Annotated in this window: 14 protein-coding genes; 9 read left to right on the top strand and 5 right to left on the bottom strand. The window is 62.0% G+C overall.

The features are described 5' to 3' along the window. Positions 1 to 16: 16 nt before the first annotated feature. From FFI94_RS26905 to FFI94_RS26890, 4 genes are all read left to right on the top strand, one after another. Positions 17 to 958: an ABC transporter permease gene (locus FFI94_RS26905; RefSeq protein WP_138870501.1), complete on the top strand. Its 942-nt coding sequence runs from the start codon at positions 17 to 19 to the stop codon at positions 956 to 958. Continuing rightward, a complete protein-coding gene (locus FFI94_RS34385; RefSeq protein WP_138870500.1) occupies positions 955 to 2,955 on the top strand; it encodes a dipeptide/oligopeptide/nickel ABC transporter permease/ATP-binding protein in 2,001 nt (666 codons plus the stop codon). The genes FFI94_RS26905 and FFI94_RS34385 overlap by 4 nt, the downstream gene beginning before the upstream one ends. Further along, a complete protein-coding gene (locus tag FFI94_RS26895; protein WP_138870499.1) occupies positions 2,930 to 3,955 on the top strand; it encodes an ABC transporter ATP-binding protein in 1,026 nt (341 codons plus the stop codon). Before FFI94_RS34385 ends, FFI94_RS26895 begins: the two co-directional genes overlap by 26 nt. A 76-nt stretch (positions 3,956 to 4,031) precedes the next feature. After that, complete coding sequence (locus FFI94_RS26890; protein WP_260684349.1) at positions 4,032 to 5,267, top strand: cytochrome P450; 1,236 nt, start codon at positions 4,032 to 4,034, stop codon at positions 5,265 to 5,267. A gap of 173 nt (positions 5,268 to 5,440) precedes the next feature. Here the strand turns inward: FFI94_RS26890 and FFI94_RS26885 are convergent, their stop codons facing one another. Continuing rightward, complete coding sequence (locus tag FFI94_RS26885) at positions 5,441 to 6,610, bottom strand: acyl-CoA dehydrogenase family protein (protein ID WP_260684346.1); 1,170 nt, start codon at positions 6,608 to 6,610, stop codon at positions 5,441 to 5,443. 131 nt (positions 6,611 to 6,741) lie between these two features. Between FFI94_RS26885 and FFI94_RS26880 the strand changes: the two genes are divergently transcribed. The 3 genes from FFI94_RS26880 (at position 6,742) to FFI94_RS26870 (ending at position 9,595) form a co-directional block, all read left to right on the top strand. After that, positions 6,742 to 7,920, top strand: coding sequence for a thiolase family protein (locus FFI94_RS26880; protein ID WP_138870498.1), 1,179 nt, complete (start codon positions 6,742 to 6,744; stop codon positions 7,918 to 7,920). 67 nt (positions 7,921 to 7,987) lie between these two features. Then, positions 7,988 to 8,752: an SDR family NAD(P)-dependent oxidoreductase gene (locus FFI94_RS26875; protein ID WP_138870497.1), complete on the top strand. Its 765-nt coding sequence runs from the start codon at positions 7,988 to 7,990 to the stop codon at positions 8,750 to 8,752. A gap of 39 nt (positions 8,753 to 8,791) precedes the next feature. After that, the gene (locus tag FFI94_RS26870) at positions 8,792 to 9,595 is read left to right on the top strand and encodes a crotonase/enoyl-CoA hydratase family protein (RefSeq protein WP_138870496.1); all 804 of its coding nucleotides are present in this window, start codon (positions 8,792 to 8,794) and stop codon (positions 9,593 to 9,595) included. 70 nt (positions 9,596 to 9,665) lie between these two features. On the opposite strand, the gene FFI94_RS26865 is transcribed toward FFI94_RS26870, so the two are convergent. The 4 genes from FFI94_RS26865 to FFI94_RS26850 form a co-directional block, all read right to left on the bottom strand. Continuing rightward, a complete protein-coding gene (locus FFI94_RS26865; protein ID WP_260684345.1) occupies positions 9,666 to 10,607 on the bottom strand; it encodes an LLM class F420-dependent oxidoreductase in 942 nt (313 codons plus the stop codon). A gap of 96 nt (positions 10,608 to 10,703) precedes the next feature. After that, positions 10,704 to 11,456 carry an SDR family NAD(P)-dependent oxidoreductase gene (locus FFI94_RS26860; protein WP_138870495.1) on the bottom strand — a complete coding sequence of 251 codons (753 nt, stop codon included), beginning with the start codon at positions 11,454 to 11,456 and terminating at the stop codon, positions 10,704 to 10,706. Beyond that, a complete protein-coding gene (locus FFI94_RS26855; protein ID WP_138870494.1) occupies positions 11,453 to 12,361 on the bottom strand; it encodes an SMP-30/gluconolactonase/LRE family protein in 909 nt (302 codons plus the stop codon). The genes FFI94_RS26860 and FFI94_RS26855 overlap by 4 nt, the downstream gene beginning before the upstream one ends. A gap of 39 nt (positions 12,362 to 12,400) precedes the next feature. Then, positions 12,401 to 13,165 (bottom strand): enoyl-CoA hydratase/isomerase family protein, encoded by a 765-nt coding sequence (locus FFI94_RS26850; RefSeq protein WP_138870493.1) that lies wholly within the window; start codon positions 13,163 to 13,165, stop codon positions 12,401 to 12,403. Between the two features lie 261 nt (positions 13,166 to 13,426). On the opposite strand from FFI94_RS26850, the gene FFI94_RS26845 reads away from it, so the two are divergent. Together FFI94_RS26845 and FFI94_RS26840 are read left to right on the top strand one after the other, a co-directional pair. Further along, positions 13,427 to 15,073 (top strand): NAD(P)/FAD-dependent oxidoreductase, encoded by a 1,647-nt coding sequence (locus FFI94_RS26845; RefSeq protein ID WP_138870492.1) that lies wholly within the window; start codon positions 13,427 to 13,429, stop codon positions 15,071 to 15,073. A gap of 60 nt (positions 15,074 to 15,133) precedes the next feature. Continuing rightward, the gene (locus FFI94_RS26840; protein ID WP_138870491.1) at positions 15,134 to 16,780 is read left to right on the top strand and encodes an AMP-binding protein; all 1,647 of its coding nucleotides are present in this window, start codon (positions 15,134 to 15,136) and stop codon (positions 16,778 to 16,780) included. The last annotated feature ends 13 nt before the right edge of the window (positions 16,781 to 16,793 follow it).

Below are 16,793 nucleotides of genomic sequence, written 5' to 3'. Positions count from 1 at the left end.
GGTAGAGGAGTGAACCGTGCTAAGCACAATCTCGAAGCGACTGTTGACAGTCATCCCGATGCTGTGGGCGATTGCGACCATGGCGTTCCTGTTGGTCAATCTGATGCCAGGCAGTCCAGGGCGCACCATCCTCGGGGAATCTGCCACTCCGGAGGCGGTCGAGGCGCTCAACGAACAGATGGGCTACAACCGTCCGCTGGTTGTTCAGTACTGGTCGTGGTTGACCGGAGTGTTGACAGGCGATTTCGGGACGTCGCTGCAGACTGGCAGGCCCGCCATCACGGACGTGAATTCCCGTCTGCCGATCACGCTTTCGGTGGTGATCGGCGCGGTGATACTGACCGTGGTGATCGGCGTCACCTTCGGTGTCCTCAGTGCGATGAGTTCGCGGCGTGTCGATCGTGGCACTCAAGCGGTGTCGAGCCTGATGATGTCGGTACCTTCCTTCTGGCTCGGCGCGCTGCTGGTGCTGGTCTTCTCGGTTAAGCTGGGTATGTTCCCCTCGGTTGGGTATGTGCCTGTCGAGCAGTCGTTCTCGGGCTGGCTCAGCTCGATCACGTTGCCCGCCATATCGGTTGGTGCCGTGGGCGTGGCTGCGATCTCACGTCAGACTCGAGGGGCGATGCTCGACGTGCTCGGCAACGACTACATTCGAACCCTTCGGGCGACCGGAATTCCGCATCGCTCCTTGGTGTTTCGGCACGCGTTACGCAACGCGTCGATCCCGATCGTGACCAGCGTGGGATTCCAGTTCATCGGATTGCTCGGTGGCACGGTCATCGTCGAGCAGGTATTTGCCCTCAACGGGCTCGGCGCGCTGACGTTGCAGGCAGTTAACGCCAAGGACTTGCCGATGATCCTGACCGTGGTCATTTGCACGACCACCATCGTGCTCGCGGTGAACCTGCTCGTGGACATCGCGAACAGTTGGCTCAATCCGAAGATGAGGCGCTCATGACGACAGTGACGACACCACAAGCGGATCTCGTAACTCCGGACGCAGTCGAGTCCGTGCCCGCTGGTCCCAGTGCGGCGAAGGGGCATAGTTACTTGCGCAGGCTGGTGGCCCGGCCGGGTGTGTGGTTCAGTGCGGGCTGGGTTCTACTCGTGTTGGTCTGCAGTTTCGGGGCGTCGATCTTGGCGCCGCACGACCCGCTTGCCCAGGACCTCGGCAACTCCTTCGCGCTACCTTCCGGTGAGTACTTGCTCGGCACAGACTCTCTCGGTCGCGACATTCTCAGCCGGCTCATGCACGGCGGGTCGATCAGCATTCTCGGCTCGGCCACCACGGTCGTGACTGCGCTGGTTATCGGGGTGCCGCTGGGACTGATCGCCGGATATCGGGCGGGTTGGCTCGACGCCGTGATCAGTCGACTCGCGGAACTGCTGATGGCGCTGCCGACAATTATCATCCTGCTGGCGGTGGTGGCGGTGTACGGACGTGAATTCACCATTTCGATGACGGCGTTCGGCATCATCGTCTCGGCGAGCTTTATTCGGCTGGTCCGCGCGACGACAGCGGCGGTGCGCAACGAACTTTACGTGGACGCCGCCAAGGTCTCGGGTCTGGGCGGCTTCCGAATCGTCGTGCGTCACGTATTGCCCAATGTGACTGCTCCGCTGTTGATTCTGAGTTCAGTGACATTGGGAACCGCTCTGTTGGTTCAGTCCGGGCTTGGTTTCCTCGGACTCGGGCCTCAGCAACCCGCGCCCAACTGGGGAGCAGGCATCGCCGAGGCAGCGCTGAACATCAACGTCGACCCGTGGCTGATGGTGCCCACCGGTATGGTGCTCATCCTCACGGTGTTGTCGTTCAACTTCCTCGGCGACGCATTGCGCGATGCCGCACCGACCACCAAGGGCAATGCTGCTACCGGCAAGCCGTTCGCCCGGTTGCGACTGCCCGGGGCGGCTCGTTCTTCCGACGTTACGACGAGTGCGACCGGCTCCGCGCCGTTGCTCGACGTGCGGGATCTGGTCGTCTCGTTCCCGGTCGAGGGTGGAATGCAGCCCGTCGTCGACGGAGTCAGCTTCGACGTGCGCAAAGGCGAGACCATCGGTCTGGTCGGGGAGTCCGGATGCGGAAAAACTGTTACTGCGCTGTCGATTCCGGGCTTGACGCCGGGCGAAGGCCACATTGTGAGCGGCCAGGTGCTGTTCGACGGCGTCGACCTCGCCAGGGTCTCGGACAAGGAATTGTCCGGGTATCGCGGGACAAGGATCGGGTACATCGCGCAGGAGCCGATGGTCTCGCTCGATCCGGCCTTCACGATCGGTTACCAGCTTTGCGAGCCCATCCGCTACCACGCCAAGATGAATCGGACTCAGGCGCGTGAGCGTGCCCTTGAACTACTCGGTTTGGTCGGGATTCCCAACCCGGAAAACGTGTTTCGCAGCTATCCGCATCAACTTTCCGGCGGCATGGCCCAGCGCGCCGGAATTGCCATCGCGTTGTCCGGTGAACCGGAACTGTTGATCGCAGACGAACCCACCACCGCGCTGGACGTCACGGTGCAGGCGGAGATCCTCGACCTGTTGCGTTCGTTGCAAGAGCGACTGGGGATGGCGCTGATCTTGGTGACCCATGATCTGGGTGTGGTCGCGGATATCTGCGATCGCGCGGTTGTCATGTATGCCGGTCAGGTCGTGGAGCAGGCCCCTGTCGAGGAACTGTTCGAGCAGCCTCGCCACCCGTACACCCGAGGATTGCTGCGATCGACGCCTGCCCTCGAGGGGACAGAAGGGACGCTACCCACCATCGAGGGGACGGTGCCCGTGCCCCGAGACTGGCCGCACGGGTGCAGGTTTGCGTCGCGGTGCGCGCTCGTAGTTCCCGAGTGCACGACGCAGCCGGTACCTCTCGTGGCACTTGACGCATTCGGTCGACAGAGCCGATGCATCCGAATCGACTCCTTGGAGGAAGTGGAGCATGAGTACTCTTCTAGAGCTGTCTGACCTCGAGGTCACATATCGGATTCCCGGCAGGAAGTCCAAACCGTTGCGTGCCGTGGACGGCGTCAGTTTGACTGTAAATGCCGGTGAGACAGTTGGTCTCGTCGGTGAGTCTGGGTCGGGTAAGTCCACGATTGGGCGTGCGGTGCTCGGCCTGACTCCGCCATCGGGCGGAGAGATCAGATTCGACGGTGCAGATATCACCCATGCGTCGGGCCCCGCCCGGCGTTCGTTGGCGGAGGACTTGCAGGTCATCTTCCAGAATCCTTTCAGTTCACTGAACCCGAGTCACCCGGTCGGGAAGACATTGGCCGAGCCACTTCTGATGCAGCCCGGTATGACAAAGGCGCGAGCTCAGTCCAAGGTGACCGAATTGCTGCGCGCTGTCGGTCTGCCGGCTGATGCGGCGGAACGCTACCCGGACAAGTTTTCCGGCGGGCAACGTCAGCGCATCGCGATAGCCCGGGCTCTGGCAATCTCGCCGAAACTGGTGGTCTGTGACGAGGCAGTGAGTGCGCTGGACGTCTCGACTCAGGCACAGGTGATCAATCTCCTCGACGAGCTTCAAGATCGACTCGGGGTGGCATATCTGTTCATTGCCCACGACATTGCCGTGGTTCGGCATATTTCAGATCGGGTTGTCGTTCTCTATCGCGGCCAGGTGATGGAGAGCGGCCCGGCAGACCGCGTGTGTGATCGACCTCTGCATCCTTACACCAAAGCATTGGTTGCGGCAGCTCCGGTCGCAAACCCCACACTGCAGCGGCAGCGGCGTGAGCTTCGTCGACAATCTGTTTCGGCAACCACAGCGGGAGCTTCCCACGCATCCGAGACCGGTTGCCCCTTCGCCGTCCGGTGTCCGCACTCCGCTCCGGTCTGCCTTTCGACCAGGCCGACCACCACCGTATCCGAGGGCGTACAGGTGGCATGCCACCTCTACGACCCGGCCTCGTTGCATCCGGAGAGTGTTGGGGTACGACGTATCCCAGCGCACATCGCGTAATCCACGGCTATCGCCGATAACTAGTTATGACGCGAGCCTTGCACGAGGCATCGCGTCGAGGAGAAGGTGAAGACAAGTGACAATCGAAGATTTGCATTCTCCGGCTTCCGGTGCTCCCGGCAAGCAGGCAGGCTGCCCCTTCAATCACACCGACTACACGGCGGACGGGCCGATGGGTAGCCATTACGACCTGCTGAATGCGGATCGTGAGGCCTCCCGGTTCCAGTTCAATGACACCACTGACCGTGGTTTCTGGATGTTGACGCGCTATGACGACGTGCTCGAAGGGTTTCAGCGAGCCGAGGATTTCACTACGAATGTGACGAGTGCACTCAACCCGTCGAGGACCGTCGATCTGCTACCTCAGCACCTCCACGGTGCGCCGCATATCGCGATGCGAAGGGTGATCAATCCGTACTTCGCCCCGGCGGCCGTGCGACGCCTCGAGGAGGCGGCGACTAAACGGTGCATCGAGTTGATCGAAGAACTTGCACCGAAAGGCGGGTGTGACTTCGTCTCCGAGTTCGCAATTCGCTATCCGACGGACATGTTCCTGCACCTGCTCGGGCTCCCGCTCGAGGACGGCGAGTTCTTCCTTCCCTGGGTCGACAAAGTTTTTGACGGCTTCTTCGGTGGTAGCAAGGAGGAGGCGAAGGCGGCGGGTGACCAGATCATGGACTACTTCGACAAGGCCGTTGCAGATCGTCGGAAGAATCCGAAGGACCCGAAGGAAGACCTGGTCAGTCGACTGATCGAAGCGACGATCGACGACCAGCCGATCCCGCACGAGGACATCCTCACGGTTTGTATGACGTTGATGTTGGCCGGATTGGACACCACACGCAGCGCGCTGGGCTACATTTTCACGCATCTCGCGGAGCATGACGACCATCGTCAGGAGTTGGTGGAAGATCCCTCGCTGATCCCGGCATCGCTGGAAGAATTCATCAGGCTCTATCCGCTGGTTATTCAGGGAGGCCGAGAGGTCGCCCAGGACACCGAATTCGACGATCTGGAGATGAGCAAGGGCGATGTCGTATGGCTCGGAATCGGATCCGCCAACCGGGACCCACGAAAGTTTCCGGATCCGGACGAGTACATTCTCGGCCGCACCGGAGTGAACCAGCACCTCGGTTTTGGTGCCGGGGCGCATCGTTGCCTGGGAATGCACCTGGCAAGGCTCGAACTTCAGGTTGTCCTGCGAGAGTGGCACGCTCGCATTCCGAATTACCGCGTCGCGCCTGACTCGGAGTTGACTGAACGCGGTGGACAGCTGTCCCTTCTTTCGCTCCCACTGCAGTGGGACGTGTAGTCAGGAAAAGGCAGGCATCACGACCTCGGTGAATGACGGAACTCCGGAGCCAGTTGGGCTCCGGAGTTCCGTTGTATGCGCGGCCGGGAACAACTCGGGACGTCTAGCTGAAAATGGCCCCCCAGTTTCGACTTCGGGGGGCCATTCTCGCGGATTGTGTTCGACGCGTGCTGTTATCGGCGCTGGTCGAAGTTACGCCCTAGTAGTTCCGACACGATACGGGTGCGTTGCATGGTCGGCGTGCCGCCGGCCAGTGCCCAGCCGTGCGAATCTCGGTGGAGGCGCTCGAGTCCGTATTCTTCGGTGTAGCCGTTTCCGCCGTGCAGCTGCATCGCGAGATCGGTTACACGCTTGGCCATCTCGTTGGCTGTGCACTTGGCAAGGGATACGTCCAGTGTGTTGGGCAGCGTGCCCGCGGGGAAGTCTGCCGCCTTCTCCTGAAGCCTGCGCGCTGCCTCGACCTGCAGGATCATGTCGGCGAGGGTCATCTGAACGGCCTGGAACTCGATCAGTGCCTTACCGAATTGTGTGCGTTCCTGCACGTATTCGATGGTGCGGTCGAGGGCGGCCTGTCCGATGGCCAAGCTCATGGTGGTATTGCCGAGGCGTTCGATCGAGAACGCGGAGAAGAGCGTTCGGAATCCGCCCGGGCCGACCAGTAGATTCTCCTCCGGTACCTCGACATCATCGAAATTGATGTCAGCTGAGGGGATTCCGCGGAAACCCATCAGTTTTTCGCGAGTGCCGAAACTGACGCCAGGACGGTCGGCCTCGACCAGTATCGCGCCGAGACCTTTGGCGCCAGGGGCGTCGGAAAGCCGGCAGTACACGAGATAGGTGTCTGCCTCGCTGCCGTTGGAGATCCACCGCTTGGTTCCGGTGATGCGATACCCCTCCGGAGTGCGGGTTCCCTTGGTGGTCATGTCCGTTGCGGCTGAGCCGGCATCCGGTTCGGAGATCGCGACGGCCATGGTGGTCTCGCCCGCGATGATCTTCGGCAGGAATCGACGCTTCTGTTCTTCGGTACCGTGCATGGCGACTACGTGCGCGGGACCGGTGTTTGCTTCGAACACCTGGAAAGCGGCTGGCCTGCAATGCTTTGCAATTTCCTCGATTACCACAAGGGCGTCGCGAAGTGGTGCTCCGGAGCCGCCGTACTCCTCGGGGAGTGCGATACCCAGGAGTCCGAGCGAGCCCAGGTGTCTGCGTTCGTCGTGCGGGAATGCCGTGCGATTGGCGTCCCATTCTGCGGCCTTCGGGGCATAGCGCTCGCGGCCGAGGCTTGCTGCCAGCTCGCGAACGGCCTCCCTCTCGGCTACGTCGACTGTCGCCACTGATGTCATCGGAACACCTTCCTTCCATTTCATGATATTGGTGAGCATAGATTATCCGAAGGTGCTGTGCATAGTGTCGAAATCGAAATATCTCGCATGTGCTGATGTACGGTCATCTATGACAATGAATCGGAGGAATTATGAGCAACGTGGTCATCGTCGACGTGGTGCGTTCGATCATGGGCCGGGGTAAGCCGGGAGGTGCGCTCTCCGGATTGCATCCGGCAGATTTGCTCGCCGGAGTCCTGACGGGGCTGATCGACCGCTCCCAGTTCGATCCGGGGCTGGTTGACGACGTGCTGGTGGGATGCGTGAACCAGAGCGGCGAGCAGTCTGCGACGCCGGGACGTCAGGCTTGGCTCTCCGCCGGGTATCCCGAACACGTGCCGTCGGTAACCATCGAGCGCAAGTGTGGATCCGGGCAGCAGGCGTTGGATTTTGCACTGTGGGGAGTAGCGGCCGGCGCCTATGACATCGCGATCGCGGCGGGCGTCGAGTCGATGAGTCGGGTTCCGATGGGATCCGCCTCGATGGGGCGCGACCCGCAGGGGCCGGGGGTACGTGCGCGGTATCCGGACCTGGTATCGCAGGGTGTGGCCGCTGAACTCGTCGCAGACCGGTGGGCACTCTCTCGCGCGCAACTCGACGAGTACTCCGCTCGCTCACATGAACTGGCGTCCGAAACCGCAGACCGTGGGGGTTTCGACAACGAGATCGTCCCGCTTACCGTCGATGATCAGACCCGTGCGACCGACGAGAGCATTCGCCGCGGCACGACCGCAGAGAAACTTGCAGGCCTTGCACCGGTGTTCGGGACGGATGCCCATCGCGAGCGGTACCCGGATCTGGACTGGAAAGTGACAGCCGGCAACTCATCTCAGATCACCGACGGTGCAAGTGCTCTACTGGTGATGTCCGAGGACAAGGCCAAGGCATTGGGTCTTCGGCCTCGGGCGCGGGTCGTCGCATCCGCTGTAGTCGGCTCCGATCCGGTGATGATGTTGACCGGGCCGATCGATGCCACCCATAAGGCGCTGAGCCGTGCTGGGCTGGGAGTTCACGACCTCGACGTAGTCGAGGTGAACGAGGCGTTTGCTTCGGTGCCTTTGATGTGGCAGGCGGAGTTCGGCGTCAAGAATGAGCGACTCAATCCGGCAGGTGGGGCCATCGCGCTCGGGCATCCGCTGGGCGCCTCCGGTTGTCGCTTGATGACCACCATGATCAACCAACTCGAACAGCGTGGAGGCCGGTACGGACTGCAGACGATGTGCGAGGCGGGTGGCATGGCCAACGCCACCATTATCGAGCTGATCAACTGAAAATGATTCTGTCCCAAGCAATAGACCTCACGACAATTCACGCTACCGAAAGGGATCGGGTGCAGAAATGAAGCTTGACAATGGATCGGCCGTCGTTACCGGCGGCGCGTCGGGCCTCGGGCTCGCGACCGCTCGTAGGTTCGTCGACCGCGGGATTCCTGTGGTTCTGATCGACTTGCCGAGTTCGGCCGGCGCTCAGGTCGCCGAGGAACTGGGGCCACTCGCTACCTTCGGGCCCGCAGACGTCACCGATGCCGAGGCAGTGGATGCAGCGCTCGATCTCGCGGAACGGAACGGACCGATCCGCGCACTCGTACACTGCGCCGGCCGTGGCGGCACCGTGCGACTTGTGAACCGCGACGGTACTCCGGGGGATCTGGATCTGTACCGGAAGTTGGTGGATATCAACCTGGTCGGCACCTTCAACGTGCTCCGTCTCGGGTCCACCCGGATGTCGAAGAACGAACCGGTCGACGGTGAGCGCGGCGCCTGTGTGCTGACTGCGTCGGTAGCCGCGTGGGAAGGACAGATCGGTCAGATCCCCTACGCCTCAGCCAAAGCCGGTGTTGTCGGCATGACACTTGTGGCAGCCCGAGATCTTGCCACCAAGCTGATCCGGGTCTGTTCGATCGCGCCCGGTGTATTCGATACTCCGATCCTGAGCCGGTTCTCCGACGAGATCCGTGACGGCCTGGCCAAGCAGATTCCGCACCCGTCGCGGTTGGGTGAACCCGACGAGTTTGCGTCGTTGGCCCTGCACATCATCGATAACGCGATGCTCAATGGAGAGACGATCCGACTCGACGGTGCCATCCGTATGCAGCCGCGCTAGTCACACCGAGAAGCTAGTAGTACAGCGAAAGGGAACACCATGACCGCATCACAGCACGGTGGCACCACGGTGGGCACCGAGGAACACCCGATTCTGGTCGACCGGATCGACGGAGTCCAGGTGATCACACTCAACCGGCCACGCGCCCGGAACGCCATCAATCTGGCCACCGCTGAAGCAATCGCCGCAGCACTCGAAGAACTCGACTCGCGGGTGGACCTCGTGGCCGGTGTCATCACGGGGGCGGGTGGAACCTTTTGCTCCGGTATGGATCTGAAAGGATTTCTCGGCGGCGAGCGACCTTCGCTTCCGGGTAGTGGCTTCGCAGGAATTGTGGAGCAACCACCCGCCAAGCCGATGATCGCTGCGATCGAGGGGTACGCACTTGCCGGGGGCTTCGAGATCGCGTTGTCGTGTGATCTGATCGTTGCCGCGAGCGACGCGAAGTTCGGTCTGCCCGAGGTCAAACGTGGTCTGGTCGCGGGTGCCGGCGGCCTGATGAGGCTGCCGCGTCGCGCCCCGTATCACCTGGCGATGCAGTGGGCATTGACCGGCGGGTTCATCAGTGCCGAGGACGCGTATCGGGCTGCGCTGGTAAACGAAATCACCGAGCCTGGTGGCGCGCTCGACGCAGCACTGGCCATCGCGAAGGAGATCGCGGCGAACGGCCCGTTGGCAGTCAAGGCGACCAAGCAGATCATTGTCGAATCAGTGGATTGGACACTCGACGAGCAGTTCGTCCGACAACGGGAACTCAGTGAGCCGGTGCGTGGCTCCGAGGACGCGAAGGAGGGAGCACGCGCTTTCACCGAGAAGCGTGCGCCGCGCTGGCAAGGTAAGTAGCACCAGTCACAGCAATGGGTCGCCTCGGAGTATCCGAGGCGACCCGCTCTTGTCTCACAGCAATATTCGGCTACCTTGGGGCCAACGCTCGGATGGCGGGCATAGGGTTGCCCGAAGTCAGTACCGAGATCACCGGAGTGGTGACGCCCGCCGACCGATAGCGTTCGATGTGCTCGCGGCACGTCTCAGGCGCCCCGTGGACGAACAGGTCGTCGACAACCCGATCGGGAATCGCAGCCAATGCGCCGGCCCGGTCTCCGTCCGACCAGGCACGCCACATTTTGTCGAGTCCGTCTTGGCGGCCCAGGAACTCGTGAAATGCCCGATAGACCGGGACATTGAGATACGCCGCGATCCTGCGCCGCCCGATGGCGCGCGCAGTGTTCGCATCGACACCGGGCAGGACGAATATCCGAGCGACGATCTCCTTACCCTCTCCTCCTCCGTGAACGTACGGGGCAACGGTTTTGACGTCTTCCGCAGAAAGCCAGTTGACGATGGCGCCGTCTGCCTCGCGCCCCGCTAGACGGAGCATCGCCGGGCGCATCGCCGCGAGGAGTACGGGCGGTGGAGGGTCCGAGGTCAGGCCGGCACGAAACCCGTCGACACAAAATGTGTCGTACTGTTGGGTTACTTTTTCTCCGGAGAGTGCCGATCGGAGGAAGCGGAGCGTGTCGCGGACCCGTTTGTACGGTTCGTCGAACGGAATCGAATTCCATTTCTCCACGATGACACTCGATGAAGATCCGATCCCGAGTACAAATCGGCCGGGAGCCACCGCGGCGAGGGTATTCGCGGAAACGGCAAGGGTAGCCGGGCCCCGTGTATAGACCGGAACGATTGCGGTACCCAACCGGAGGGTCGGTGCCCATACGCTGGCCAGCGCAAGGGGAGTGAAGGCATCAGCGTCCGAGGACTCCGAGGACCACACGTCGGTGTATCCGAGGTCGGGTAGTTCCGCGATGAGATCACGTTGGTTGCGTAGTGGTATTCCGTTGAGTGGAACCGTCAACCCGTAACGTCGGATTGACCCCGGGATGTATCTGTCCGGCGGTAAGTTCCTGTCTGGCAAGGAGATCAACCTCAATCTGCGTCGTGTGCGTGCCGCTCAGAACAGGCCTGCCATGCCGCCGTCCACGGAGACCGCCGAGCCAGTGAGGAATGGTATGTCGGGTTGCAGCAGGAACAGTACAGCCTCGGCGATTTCCTCAGGGGTCGCCATCGATGTGGCCGGCGCAGCGTCGGGCCCGGCGGATGAGACTGCATTGCGAAACTTGGAAACCATTTCGGTATTTACCGGTCCTGGACACAGACAGTTCACTTTCACCCCATGCTCTCGTGCCTCCGCGGCTGCGCATCGGGTGAGGCCGAGCACGGCATGCTTGGTGGCCACGTAGTCGGCGCGATGCGCTGCCCCCTGCAGACTGGCGATCGAACCGGTGTTGACGATCGCCCCGCGACCTGCAGCATACATATGGGGGAGAACAAATTTCAGCCCCCAGAACACGCTGTTGAGGTTGACGTCGACTACCGATGCCCAATCCTGCAGACTCAGTTCGGTAATCGGCTTTGCGTAACCGGCGATCCCGGCGTTGTTGAAGAACAACTCGGGTGGGCCGAGCAATTCGACTGCAGCGTCGACATACTCGCGAACCTGCCGGGCGACAGAGACATCTGCGGCATGGGTGGCGATCGGTGCTCCGGTGACGCGCTCCGCAGTGACTGCAAGACCGGCAGCGTCGATGTCCACCGCCAGCACGCGGGCGCCCGAGGCAGAGAGTGCCAAGGCGGTGGCTCGGCCGATGCCGCTGCCGGCGCCGGTCACAATTGCCGATGCCCCGGCGAACGAGTTACCGGTCACGGTTTTCCTGCGTGCGGGATCTCCACGCGTACAGCGAGCATGCTGGCGTCGCGGGTATGTGCGCGCTTGTGCTCCGAGGACGACGGCGATGCGCAGGCATACAGGGTGCGACCGTCGGTGCCGCCGAGCATGCAGGCGAAAACTCCGGTTTCGAAGGGTATTTCATCAACTATGCCAGCCGACTCGCGAACACGAACGAGTCGACGGTTGAGTGCGTCCGCGACCCAGATGGCGCCCTCGGCATCGAGACAAATGCCGTCCGGCGCGACGGACGACGCGGCCATTGCGTCGGCCACCGAGGACATAGGGACGTCGTCTCCGAATACCGCCCACGTGCGGCGATTGGTCAGATCTCCGTTGTCTGCGATGTCGAATGCTGTGAGCCGGTTGCCCATACTCTCGGCGACCACGAGTACACCTTCGGGAGTGACGACGGCGCCGTTGGGAAACCGCAGTCCGGTCGCGGCTATCGATACGGTGCCGTCCGGGTCGATGCGGATCAGGTCTGCAGGCTCGACTGCAGAAGTGCTGCGGAACTCGAACCCGAAGCTGCCCACCCAGGCGCGGCCGAAACCGTCGACCACCATGTCGTTGATCTTGGTGGGGGAGAGGGCGGACAGGTCGGCGTGAACGACTAGTTCGCCGGAGTGCTCGCGGCGCAGGATCTTTCGGTCGAGCATGGATACGATCAGCAGTCGTCCGTCCGGCAGCCAACCCAGACCCGACGGCTGGTTCGGAATCTGCGCCTCGACCCGTAGGTCGCCGGACTGCCCGATGGACAGGACTTCGTGGGCATAGAGGTCGGACACCCAAAGCCGGTCCTCATGCCAGCGGGGGCACTCGAGGAATGCCCGGTCGTCGATGACAGTGCTGATGTCGCGCGTTTTCAGGTTGGTCTGTGTCATGAGAATCCTTGGGTGAGTAGTGGTTTGGGTGTTCGCGGTTCAGGACGGATCCGGAAACTGGGGAGGACGCTTCTCCATGAAGGCATTCGCGCCTTCGATCATGTCGTCGCTACCGATCGCCTGGACGAGCATGCCGAGGCCGTTGGCAAAGGAATCGCGGGCGCTGTTCCACCACAGGTTCGAGCTGACCTTGGTGATCTCCAGGTAGCGGGGACTCAGGGCTGCAAGTTCCTCGGTCCAGCGCATCACGGCCGTTTCCAAGTCGTCGTCCTCGACAACCTCGTTCACCAGCCCCATTGCCAAGGCCTGTTCCGCGCTGTAGCGCCGGCAGAGCATCGAGAGTTCCTTGGCGCGTTTCTCGCCGATCTGCACGCCCATCACATTGGTGGCGCCGGTAACGGGTGAACTGCCCACTCGCGGCCCGGTCTGCCCGAATGTCGCAGACCGAGCTGCAACAGCGAGGTCGCACGCGACGACGAGTTCGTTGCCGCCTCCACCGGCCGGGCCGTTCACCGCTGCGATGACGGGACGAGGGCAGTTACGGATCGAATCGAACAACCGCAGCGAGGAACGGTAGAGGCCGCGCATCTCGGTGACGCTGGGAGTTGCCAGCGAGCCGAGCGAGCCGCCGGCGCAGAAGCTTCCGGGTACCCCTGTGATGACAACCGAGCCGTACCGTGAGGCGTCCTCGAGAGCGTCCGAGATTGCGCCCGCCATCGCTGCGTCATAGGCGTTGCGCCGTTCCGGCCGGTTCAGCCGGATCCACAGTGCAGATCCACGTTCGCTGGTCTCGATGTCGGACATCTGCTCCCTCGTCTTCCTTCGCGTCGTATCGACAGTGTCATCCGACACATCGATTATTGCTGCTAATGGTGCATATAGATTTCTTTAGAGTCAAGCATTCGGATTTAGTGTGTCGCTGTGGTCGACCTGCTCTGATATCGAGTTGAGTGATGGGTTCTGGGTCTTGGCCGAATTGCTCATTTGAAATAAATGCTGCTATTGATGCGCATTGAATGTATAGTTCGTCGTGGCGTGCATCACGTTCGACTGAAAGGGTATGCAATGTCTCGAGCATCGGTTTCTGCGGCAGTGGGTAGCGATCACGTAGATGGTCATCCGGCCTCGCCGGAGTGGGACGTCGTCGTGGTGGGCGCCGGGTTCGCGGGCCTTTACGCACTGCATCGTTTGCGCGCACAGGGATTGCGAGTGCAGGTGCTCGAAGCCGGAGACGGCGTCGGTGGAACCTGGTACTGGAACCGATACCCCGGCGCACGCTGCGACGTGCAGAGTATGGAGTACTCGTACTCGTTCGACGAAGGCTTGCAGAATGACTGGGAGTGGACCGAGCGGTTCGCTACTCAGCCCGAGATTCTGCGGTACATCGAGCATGTCGCGGACCGACTGGACTTGCGCAAGGACATCGAGTTCGGAGTTCGGGTTGCGGGCGCGGAGTTCGACGAGAGCGGTTCTCGGTGGACGGTCCGCACTGCGGACGGAAGTGCTCGGACTGCGCGATTCGTCGTAATGGCGACCGGGTGCCTGTCCTCGGCGAGGGTTCCGGACTTCGCAGGTCTCGAGACCTTCGGTGGCGACTGGTATCACTCCGGTGACTGGCCGCACGAGGGCGTCGACCTGACAGGTAAGCGAGTCGCGGTGATCGGTACCGGGTCTTCCGGCGTCCAGTTGATTCCGCTGGTTGCCGAGCAGGCTGCGCACACGACCGTATTCCAGCGCACGCCGAACTTCGTGATGCCCGCGCGGAACGCGCCGCTGACGGACGAGTTCACCGAGGACTTCAAGGCCCACTATCCGCAATTGCGTGAACAGGCGCGGTATGCGCCCGGTGGTATTCTGCGAAACCTGCGCGAGCAGTCCGCGCTCGATGAGTCTCCTGAGCAGCGGCAGGAGCGATACGAGGCACATTGGGAGAGTGGAGGTCCCGACATCGTCGGTGCCTACGGAGACCTGTTGCGCAATGCGGAATCCAACGAAACGCTTGCCGAGTTCATTCGCGGCAAGATTGCCGAAATTGTCACCGATCCGGAGCGTGCCGCCCTGCTGAGTCCGCACTATGCGGTGGGCGCCAAACGAATTGCGCTGGGTACCAACTACTACGAGACATACAATCGTGAGGATGTCACGCTCGTCGATGTCGCGGCGTCACCGCTCGAGCGGATCACCTCCGCAGGCATCAAGACGGCCGATGCAGAGTACGAATTCGACGTCATCGTCTTCGCCACAGGATTCGACGCGATGACAGGTGCCTTACTGCGGGTGGATTTCCGCGGCGAGAACGGGGTGACATTGCAGGACAAGTGGCATGCCGGTCCGCGCACCCTGCTTGGCGTTGCGACAGCGGGTTTTCCCAACCTGTTCACTGTCACCGGTCCGGGCAGTCCTTCGGTGATCAGTAACGTTCTGATGTCTGTCGAGCAGCACGTCGAGTGGATCACTGACTACATCGAATACCTGACGGCGCGAGGCCACACCTATGCGGCCGCAGTCGTGGCAGACGAGGACGATTGGGTTCAGCGGGTCCAGGACGCGGCGTCGGGCACTCTGTATCTGACCGCGAACTCTTGGTACCTCGGTGCCAACGTGCCAGGAAAACCGCGAGTGTTCATGCCGTACGTGGGTGGGGTCGGCAATTTTCGTCGACACTGTGAGAAGGTCGCGGCGAACGACTACGAGGGTTTCGTCTCGCGTTGATCCTTCGCCGAGTCATTCTGTCCCACAACAAAAATCAATCGAACGAGGTGTGACCGCAATATGACCAGGGTGTACGAGGATCTCAAGCCCACATTCGTCGATCCGCACGACTGGGCACTGCCTACCGTGCTGCGCAGTCGCGCCGCCACGGCCCCCGACAGTGTTTTTCTGATCGCGCCCGAGGAGTCCGAGCAGTGGACCTACGGTGAGGTTCTCAGTGAAGCCGAGACGGTCGCGGGGTCATTGCATCGAGCCGGTGCGATCGCTGGTGACCGGCTGCTGATCATGGCCGTGAACTCTTCGCGATTCATCCGGACCTGGTTCGGTTCTGCGGTCTGCTCGCTCGTCGAGGTGCCGATCAATACTGCCTACGAGGGTGAGTTCCTGCGTCATCAACTCGATACCGTCAGCCCGCGCTGGGCCGTGATCGACGACGTGTTCGCTGAACGGTTTGTTGCTATCGCCGCGAGTTCAGGTCAGATCGAGCGGTTCTGGGTGATCGATACGGGCACGGGCGCAATCGATTCCGCGCTGGCTACGCTCCGTGGCCAGGGCTGGAGCGCGGACCCGTGGGACTCGCTGCTCGACGGTCCGTGCGTCGAATTGCCTGCGCCGCGAGCGCAGGACCCGGCGTCGATCCTGTTCACCTCCGGTACTACGGGACCGTCCAAGGGGGTATCGATGCCGCACGCGCAGATGTATTTCTTCGCCGAGGAAGTGGTCGCGCTGACGAGGCTCACTGCCGCCGATACTTACTTGACGATGACCCCGCTCTTTCATGGAAATGCGCAGTTCATGGCGGCTTACCCGGCGTTGATCGCCGGCGCGCGACTAGTAGTCCGATCGAAGTTCAGTGCCAGCAGATGGGTGGATTTCGTTCGCGAGAACGAGGTCACGGTCACCAACTTCCTCGGCGTGATGATGGACTTCGCCTGGAAGCAACCGCCCCGATCGGACGATGCAGACAACACACTGCGCTGCATCTTTGCTGCGCCGACTGCGTCGATCGTTGACGAGTTCGCCGCCAGGTTCGGCGTCGAGGCGTTTGTGGAGGTGTTCGGGCTGACCGAGACGTGCGCACCGATCCTGTCACCCTACGGCGAGAAGAGGCCAGTCGGCGCCGCTGGACTGGCTGTGGCGGACTGGTTCGACGTCCGACTGGTCGACCCGGAGACGGACGAGGAGGTGCCGGTCGGTGAGGTCGGCGAACTCGTGGTCCGTCCGCGTTTGCCGTGGACCTGCAGCCAGGGCTACTACGCCATGCCGGACAAGACCGTCGAGGCGTGGCGGAATCTGTGGTTTCATACCGGCGACGCTCTACGCCGGGACGAGGACGGCTGGTACTACTTCGTCGACCGTTACAAGGATGCGCTCCGTCGCCGCGGCGAGAACATCAGTTCCTACGAGGTCGAGCAGGCCGTGCTTTCCATCGACGAGGTTGTCGAGTGTGCTGTCATCGGTGTCAAGGCAGACGTCGACGGTGGTGAGGATGAAGTGCTGGCAGTGATTGTCGTGCGCGAACCCATTGCTGCGGAAAATATTTGGAAGCGCTGCGAGGGGCGGATCCCGGCATTTGCCGTCCCGCGGTACATCCGATTCGTGGATGTACTGCCGAAGACGCCTTCGGAGAAGGTGCGCAAGGCTGTCCTCCGCGAAGAAGGCGTCACCGGGGATACTGCGGACCGCACGCTGGTCCTGACGCAATAGAGGGCAGGAGTAG

It is taken from the genome of Rhodococcus sp. KBS0724 (genome assembly GCF_005938745.2).
Lineage (GTDB): Bacteria > Actinomycetota > Actinomycetes > Mycobacteriales > Mycobacteriaceae > Rhodococcus_F.
Note: the sequence above shows the minus strand (reverse complement) of the source record. Positions and strands in the feature narration are given on the sequence as shown.